Source organism: Rhodococcus sp. no. 34 (assembly GCF_054589475.1).
On record NZ_BAAILK010000041.1, the window covers coordinates 653,142 to 661,139 of the forward strand.

Consider the following 7,998-nt stretch of genomic DNA (forward strand, 5'->3'; position numbering starts at 1 on the left):
CCCGAGGTGGCCGACGCGTCGCCCTGAAACGAAAGGCCGCGACATGAATGCCCTGACGATTACGTTGGGCACGATTGGTGCTCTGCTGAGCTTGGTGTGTTGGTACATCTTCCTCTCAGGCGCGCTGAGGATGTTCAACACCGTGCGCATCGGCCAGTCGGCACCCGATCGATGGCGCCCGTTCTTCCCTCGCTTCAAGCAGATGATCATCGAGTTCATCGCGCACACGCGCATGAACAAGTTCCGCAGCGTCGGCTGGGCCCACTGGCTCGTCATGGTCGGCTTCCTCGGTGGGTTCCTGCTGTGGTTCGAGGCCTACGGCCAGACGTTCAACCCCGAATTCCACTGGCCCATCTTCGGTAACACGTGGGCGTGGCACCTGTGGGACGAGATCCTCGGCCTGGGCACCGTCATCGGTATCACCACGCTGATCGTGATCCGTCAGCTCAACCACCCGCGTCTGCCCGCGCGCCTGTCCCGTTTCGGCGGCTCCAACTTCAAGGCTGCCTACGTCATCGAAGGCATCGTCCTGCTCGAGGGCCTGGGCATGATCATGGTCAAGGCAGGCAAGATCGCGACCTACGGTCACGCCAACCCGTGGACCGACTTCTTCACCATGCAGGTCGCGAAACTGCTTCCCGCCAGCCCCGTCATGATCTCGGTGTTCGCATTCGTGAAGCTGATGACCGGCATGATCTGGCTCGCGATCGTGGGCCGCAACATCACCTGGGGCGTCGCGTGGCACCGCTTCTCGGCGTTCTTCAACATCTACTTCAAGCGTGAAGACGACGGCACCGTCGCCCTCGGCGCGGCAAAGCCCATGATGTCCAAGGGCAAAGTCCTGACGATGGAGAACGTCGACCCCGACACCGACACTCTCGGCGCCGGAAACATCGAAGACTTCTCCTGGAAGGGCTGGCTCGACTTCACCACCTGCACCGAGTGCGGTCGTTGCCAGTCCCAGTGCCCCGCGTGGAACACCGGAAAGCCGCTCTCGCCCAAGCTGCTCATCATGTCGCTGCGTGACCACGGCTACGCCAAGGCCCCGTACCTGCTCGCTGGTGGACGCAAGGACATGGGCGGCGACGAGATCGGTCTCGTCGACAGCGAAGGCAATGTCAAGGAAGGCGCCCTCGCAGCCATCCCCGAGGCGGCACGCCTCGAGGCCGACCGCAAGCTCGTCGGTGAAACCGTCGAAGGCGAGATGGCCCCGGTCATCGACGCCGAAACCTTGTGGAGCTGCACCAACTGCGGCGCCTGCGTCGAACAGTGCCCCGTCGACATCGAACACGTCGACCACATCATCGACATGCGTCGCTACCAGGTCCTGATCGAATCGGAGTTCCCCTCCGAGCTCGCCGGCCTGTTCAAGAACCTCGAGAACAAGGGCAATCCCTGGGGTCAGAACTCCAAGGATCGCCTCAACTGGATCAACGAGATGGACTTCGAGATCCCCGTCTTCGGCAAGGACGCCGACAGCTTCGAGGACTACGAGTACCTCTTCTGGGTCGGCTGCGCCGGCGCCTACGAAGACCGTGCCAAGAAGACCACCAAGGCCGTTGCCGAACTCCTCGCCACCGCGGGAGTGAAGTTCATGGTCCTCGGCGCCGACGAAACCTGCACCGGCGACTCCGCACGTCGTGCCGGCAACGAGTTCTTGTTCCAGCAGCTCGCGATGCAGAACATCGAGATGCTCAATTCGGTCTTCGACGGTATCGAGCAGAAGAAGCGCAAGATCGTCGTCACCTGTGCGCACTGCTTCAACGCCCTCGGCAACGAGTACCCGGAGGTGGGCGGCGACTACGAGGTCGTGCACCACACTCAGCTGCTCAACCGTCTGGTGCGCCAGAAGAAGCTGATCCCGGTTGCGTCCGTGAGCGAAGACGTCACCTACCACGACCCGTGCTTCCTCGGACGCCACAACAAGGTTTACGACGCTCCCCGTGAACTCATGGAAGCCTCAGGCTCCAAGCTCGTCGAAATGCCGCGTCACGGCGAACGTTCCATGTGCTGTGGTGCCGGTGGTGCTCGCATGTGGATGGAAGAGAACATCGGCAAGCGCATCAACGTCGACCGCGTCGACGAAGCGCTCTCCACCAACCCCAAGAAGATCGCCACGGGTTGCCCGTTCTGCCGCGTCATGCTCACCGACGGCGTCACTGCCCGCCAGGAGCAAGGCCAGGGCGAAGGCGTCGAGGTCGTCGACGTCGCGCAGCTGATGCTGAACTCCGTCACTCGTCTCGATCCCGCCCAGCTCGGCGAGAACATCAAGGTGATCCCACGCGAGAAGGCACCGGTCGCTGCTGAGGCAAAGGCTGAGACCGTCGAGCAGGATCGGGTCGCCGAAGTCGAGGAAGCTGCCGCGACTCCGGAAGCCAAGGCTGCACCGGCAGGCAAGGGTCTGGCCATGAAGGGCCTCGCCAAAGCACCAGGTGCAAAAGCTCCCGGCGCCAAGGCACCCGGCAAGGGGCTCGGAATGGCCGGCGGGGCCAAGGCTCCCGGCGCCAAGAAGGCGGCTCCCGCCGCAAGCGCGGAAGCTCCCGCTGACGAAGCTGCTGCACCGGCAGCACCTGTCGCAAAGCCCAAGGGTCTCGGCTTGGCAGGCGGGGCCAAGGCACCCGGCGGCAAGGGACTGCAGATGAAGGGCGCCGCCAAGGCACCCGGAGCAAAGGCCGCTGCCGCGCCGGCAGCGGAAGCTCCGGCTGCTGAGGCTGCTGCACCCGAAGCTGCTGCACCCGTCGCCAAGCCGAAGGGTCTGGGCCTGGCGTCCGGCGCCAAGGCACCCGGCGGCAAGGGACTGCAGATGAAGGGTGGGGCCAAGGCTCCTGGTGCAAAGGCTGCTCCTGCTTCTGAAGCACCTGCTGCTGCTCCGGCAGAGGCTCTGGCAGAGGCTCCGGCTGCACCGGCAGAGGCTCCGGCCGCCGAGGCGGAAGCCCCGAAGGCTCCGCCTGCTGCCAAGGCCGGCGGACTCGGATTCAAGTCGGGCGCAAAGGCTCCCGGTGCCCGGAAGGCAGCTCCCGCTGCGGCCCCGGCGCCGGCTGCAGAGGCCCCGGCTCCCGAGGCCGAACCTGTGAAGGCAGAACCCGCTGAAGCGCCTGCTGAGGCGTCCGCACCCGCGGAAGCTCCGGCGCCTGCTGCCGCGCCGCCCGCCCCCAAGGCAGGCGGACTCGGATTCAAGGCCGGCGCGAAGGCTCCTGGCCGCAAGAAGTAAGCGCACCACACGCGAATGCCCTCACCGTGACGGTGAGGGCATTCGTGTTTGTGCGGGAGCCTTTGCCGACCGAGCACCCTTTCCCTCGACCCGACACACCGTCCAGCACACGGAAACCGGTGCTCGCCCTGTGCAAGTGGTGCTCACTCCCCCGCCAACTCGAGGCCGGCGTGTCAATCGGCGACAAGCATCACCGCACCGCGCGCACGCCCGACGCCCCTTTCCTGCTGCCGGCCGATGACGTATCGTCCCGGAGCGATGCCGGTCGCGCCGTGCTCCGGGTGGATGAGGTACGCGGTCACTCGGGTGTCGAGCATGCCGAGTGCAAGGCCCCGAGCATCTTTCACCGGCGTCGACCACGTGCACTCCCCTTCGTCTGCAACCAGACTGTGGGGGTTCCCTCCCGCCGCACTTCGCAGCAGTTCCACGCCGGAGAGCGGCACTCTCACAGAGCGTGTCCATGGCAGAGGCGCCACGATATTTGCGAGCAGCGAAAACGGGATCACGATGAGATCGCCTTGCGCCTGAAGTCCGTCGATCACAGGAATGGACACTTCCTGGTCCAGGTAGTCGAAGACATCGAGGCCGGTGAGGCTGGTGAGAGCGGACAAGGTCATGTTCGAGTTCATAAGTATCACCCAAGGTTTGAGGATTGAGGGTAGAGGGTTCGAGATTCAGGTTCGACGAACGAGACGGGAATAGTCGGTACCGGTGATGCCGTAAGTCCATCCGGCGGCATCCAACGCGGAGGTAAACCATCCGGGTACGTGAAGGCCGTATCGACGCCGATGCCCGTCGCGTTCGAGAGAACCGTTGACCGCGAGGAGAATCCGTCCACTTCGACCCCAGCCCTCCGGCGACGCGTAGAGCTGCAGCAGGCAACCGGCGTTACCGGGATCGTCGGTTTGGTCGACCAGTGTCAGGCCCGCCAGCTCGATGTAGGAATCCCACCCGATCCGCTCGATTGCACATCGACGGATCTCTACATTGCGCTCGTGTGCGATGCGTTCGGCGGTGGGGTCGAGCACCACCCAGTCTGGAACGATCGCTCCGTGTAGAACGAACGCCTTTGTACCGTCTACGAATTCGATTGCGGGGGAATCAGAATGATGCAAGCGCCGTGCCCCCTGCGCGCTGCCCGGAATCGGTTCGGCATGTAAGGCCGTGGGTCGTTCCGCCATGATGCACACGTCGTCGAACGCCCACCACCACCCGGTCGAGTCAGCCAGTGCGGTCTGCACGTCGAGGAGTTCACGGTCTTCCGAGCGGAAGGTCGCAAGACCGAATCGATGGCATGTGTCGTAGTACGCGATTCGATGTGCGTCCTGCTGCCCGTACCAGGTCACTTCCCCGGCCACCGGGGTCAACATCGTTCGTATCGCAGCTGCGACGCCGTCGAACAGCGTGGTGTGCAACGATTCCCGAATGGACGCCCTGATCAGGCGCTCCCCCTGCCGGCGTTCCATCTGCCAGCCAGTTCTCCGACATTCGATTCGCGCGTCCATGCGTCGGCGCGATGCCGCAAACATGCTCGCGATATACCCGGAAGCGCAGTCGAGGCCGGTGCCGTCCAATGACATCTTGGTCGACAGTCCTTCGGTGACGATCAGGTCCGAACCAGCAGACGGCGACGGGACCCAGACGAACTCCGGTTTCGGGAGCCCGGAGCGTCGATACAGTTGCGCGACAGAGGCTTCTGCGGTGTTTCGATCAGCAGGACGAGTACACAATCCGCGTTTCAGCCACACGTCGCGGATCTTTTCCAGGGCCAGACTGTCTTCATCGAAGAGATTGAAGTTCTCGGGCAATGTCGCTCGATGTGATGCCGACGAGCGAATCGGTGCGGCGCTCACGAGACGGTGGCGGTGTCCGCCTTTCCTGTAGTCATAGTTGAACAGCCTGGCACGCGAACGCTCCGGACGCAAGGGTTTCCTAGAGCGCGACACCGGGAACCTGCCACCGTTTCCCCATACCGAACACCCTCTCCAGCGACGCGAAACCGGTTCGAGCTGTGGACAAGTGGGGTTCACTCACGGCTATCCACACCCCCGGGGTCACGGCTTCCTTTCCAGCGCCGGGCACAGCAATATCGATCGACATGGGGGAACAGACACATATCATCCGCAGGCCGGACCAACTGTCGATCGGTCGCACCGATGCCGAGATCCGACAGGCCTGCGCTAGTGGAACCTGGGCCAGAATCCATCGTGGTGCGTACGTGGACAGCGGCCACCTGTCCCGCCTCGACGCATACGGACGACATCGATTGCGGGCAGAGGCCGTGGCCTGCGCCGCTTCACCCGGTGCCACTGTCAGCCACGTCTCGGCTGCGGTTCTGCACGGTTTCGAACTCTGGAACACTCCGCTCGAGGTCGTTCACCTGTCCCGGAACCGGCGAGGTGGTGGCCGAAAGTCCGCTCGACGTCACGTGCACTCGACATGGCTGGCGGACAACGAGATCACCGAAGTCGATGGGCTGCGCGTCACGACTCCGGCACGAACTGTTGCGGATCTCGCGAGGACACTCACTTTCGAACAGGCTCTCGTCGTGGGCAATTCAGCGTTGCACCGTTCAAGGTTGCCCAAGGACGCGGTTGCAGCATCGCTGGCACTCAGCCCGAACGATCCGCGCCATCGACATGCGCTCCACGCGCTCACCGCGATGGACTCCCGTATCGAAAGCGTCGGTGAATCACGGAGCCTCGCATTGTTCCTGCACGAACACTTACCGCTCCCCGAACCCCAGGTCGACATCCACGACGCTCGAGGGTTCGCCGGCCGCGTCGACTTCCTGTGGCGTGAGCAGCGCACCATCGGAGAGTTCGACGGCCGCATCAAGTACGGCCGACTGGTGCCCGCCGGTCGCAGCCCCGAGGACGCGCTCTGGAACGAGAAGCTCCGCGAAGACCGACTCCGTGACGCAGGGTGGGAGGTCGCGAGGTGGACGTGGGCCGACCTGTCGACCCCGTCACTGGTGGCAAGTCGGATCCTGGCGGCCTTCGCGCGCAGCCACGGGGCCGTCAGCTACTGATCGCAGGCTTCCACAGCTCGAGCGTCGGAATGCCGGGTGGAGTGAATCCGAGCACCTGCCCGTAGAAGGACAGCTCGGCGTTGCGTGAGCTGATGATGGTCGACTGCTTGCGGAATCCGTGAGATTCACCCTCGTAGGCCAGGTACGCGTGCGGAATGCCCTTGGCCACCAGAGCATCCCGGAATCGCTCCGCCTGCGAGGGTGGCACGATCGGATCGTCGAGACCCTGGAGAAGCAACACCGGGCAGTTCAACCCGTCGACGTTGTTGAGTGGAGCACGTTCCGCGTACAGGTCGGCAGATTCCGGCAGCGGGCCGATCAAACCGTCGACGTAACGCGATTCGAAATCGTGAGTTTCCTGCACGAACAGGTCCAGTTCGGCCACGCCGAAATAGGAAGCACCACAAGCGAACACGTCGGACGTCGTCAGTGCGGCCAGAACGGTCCAACCACCGGCGGATCCGCCTTCGATGGCAAGGCGGGCCGGATCGGCAAGCCCCTGCTCGGCCAACCCGTTGACGGCGGTGACGACGTCCTGCACGTCGACGACACCCCACTGACCACGCAATCGATTACGGTACTCACGTCCGTAACCGGTCGACCCGCCGTAGTTCACGTCGACGACGCCGATTCCGCGGCTGGTGAAGAAGGCGTAGACGAGGTTGAGGGCTGGTGCGACGTGCGCCGTCGGCCCACCGTGAACAAACGCGACATACGGCGGTCGTTCATCGTCGAGCCCTTTGTATCGCGGACTGCGCGGCGGATACGCAACGGCGTGAACTTCTCGCCCGTGTCCGTGAGCCACGACGGCTCGCGCTTCCGGAAGGTAGGCAGACTCGGGCAATTCTTCGACCGACGAACGGATTTCGGTGAGTTCGCCGGTACCGAGGTCCAGTTCACGTAGCGCGCCCGCCAGTTTCGCGCCTCCCGAGATGAGCAGTAACCGATCGCCGCGAACTTGCATGAGGCCGATGCTGGTGACACCCGGGGTCGCGATGTCGCGCAGTTCCCCCGACGCCGGGTCGAGTACCGCCAGCGTGTCGGTTCCGACGGTGCGTGCGGTGAGAAGGTGCCCGTTGCCGAGTTCGACGAACCAGCGCCCACCGAAGCGCCACTGCGGGCCACCGAAATCCGCGTTCACCGGGCAAATCGGGCTGATCTTGCCGCCGACGCGATAGATGTTCCACCAGCCGCTGCGATCGCTGATTGCGTAGAGTTCGTCGTCGGTGATCCACTCCGGCTGCAGGACGGACTCTTCAAGTCCGCCGATCAGCACGGAATACGCCTGAGCGACGCCGTCGACGAGTGGAGCTACCCGCAGTTCGGTACCGTCCCAGGGCATTTGCGGATGGTTCCATGCGATCCAGGCGATCTTGATTCCACTCGGCGAAAGCCTCGGTGACGAGAGGAAGTCCGAGCCGCCGACGATCGAGCGGATGTTGCCGGAACCGTCCAGCGGAATCGCGCAGATATCGCGAGTGATCGCCCCGTCCTCCGCGTGCGCTTCCCGAACCGCCCACACCTCGCCGTTCACGATCTGCAGGTCTGCGTATCGCCACGCGGCCGGCGACGCCGGTTCGGGCGTCAGAGCCCGTGGAGTGACTCCTTCGAGGATGTACACCCGTTGATCGGAGAATTCACTGAAGACCAGTTTTCCGGACTCGGTGACCGTCCAGGCGCCACCGCCGTACTCGTGAACCCTGGTTCGCGCGTTCCACGGCGCGGGGAGGATGTCGACGGGTTGGTTGTCGAGACC

General features: G+C 64.1%; 5 protein-coding genes. 2 read left to right on the top strand and 3 right to left on the bottom strand.

All coding sequences use genetic code 11. The features are described 5' to 3' along the window. Window positions 1–43 precede the first annotated feature (43 nt). On the top strand, window positions 44–3,211 hold the full coding sequence (locus ACYP01_RS20495) for a (Fe-S)-binding protein (RefSeq protein WP_073512914.1): 3,168 nt from the start codon (window positions 44–46) through the stop codon (window positions 3,209–3,211). Window positions 3,212–3,384: 173 nt separating this feature from the next. On the opposite strand, the gene ACYP01_RS20500 is transcribed toward ACYP01_RS20495, so the two are convergent. Together ACYP01_RS20500 and ACYP01_RS20505 are read right to left on the bottom strand one after the other, a co-directional pair. Further along, window positions 3,385–3,840 carry a hypothetical protein gene (locus tag ACYP01_RS20500; RefSeq protein ID WP_003943690.1) on the bottom strand — a complete coding sequence of 152 codons (456 nt, stop codon included), beginning with the start codon at window positions 3,838–3,840 and terminating at the stop codon, window positions 3,385–3,387. A gap of 45 nt (window positions 3,841–3,885) precedes the next feature. Beyond that, on the bottom strand, window positions 3,886–5,064 hold the full coding sequence (locus tag ACYP01_RS20505; RefSeq protein WP_459682053.1) for a DUF6745 domain-containing protein: 1,179 nt from the start codon (window positions 5,062–5,064) through the stop codon (window positions 3,886–3,888). Between the two features lie 245 nt (window positions 5,065–5,309). Between ACYP01_RS20505 and ACYP01_RS20510 the strand changes: the two genes are divergently transcribed. Then, the gene (locus ACYP01_RS20510; RefSeq protein WP_065352063.1) at window positions 5,310–6,242 is read left to right on the top strand and encodes a hypothetical protein; all 933 of its coding nucleotides are present in this window, start codon (window positions 5,310–5,312) and stop codon (window positions 6,240–6,242) included. Here the strand turns inward: ACYP01_RS20510 and ACYP01_RS20515 are convergent. Continuing rightward, window positions 6,232–7,998 (bottom strand): S9 family peptidase (locus tag ACYP01_RS20515; RefSeq protein ID WP_459682055.1); only part of this gene is annotated, 1,767 nt, incomplete at its 5' end. The genes ACYP01_RS20510 and ACYP01_RS20515 overlap by 11 nt on opposite strands.

Bases quoted from the DNA above. Each gene is read 5' to 3' on its own strand.
- ACYP01_RS20495 (WP_073512914.1), top strand. From the start codon at position 44: ATGAATGCCCTGACGATTACGTTGGGCACGATTGGTGCTCTGCTGAGC.
- ACYP01_RS20500 (WP_003943690.1), bottom strand. From the start codon at position 3,840: ATGAACTCGAACATGACCTTGTCCGCTCTCACCAGCCTCACCGGCCTC.
- ACYP01_RS20510 (WP_065352063.1), top strand. From the start codon at position 5,310: ATGGGGGAACAGACACATATCATCCGCAGGCCGGACCAACTGTCGATC.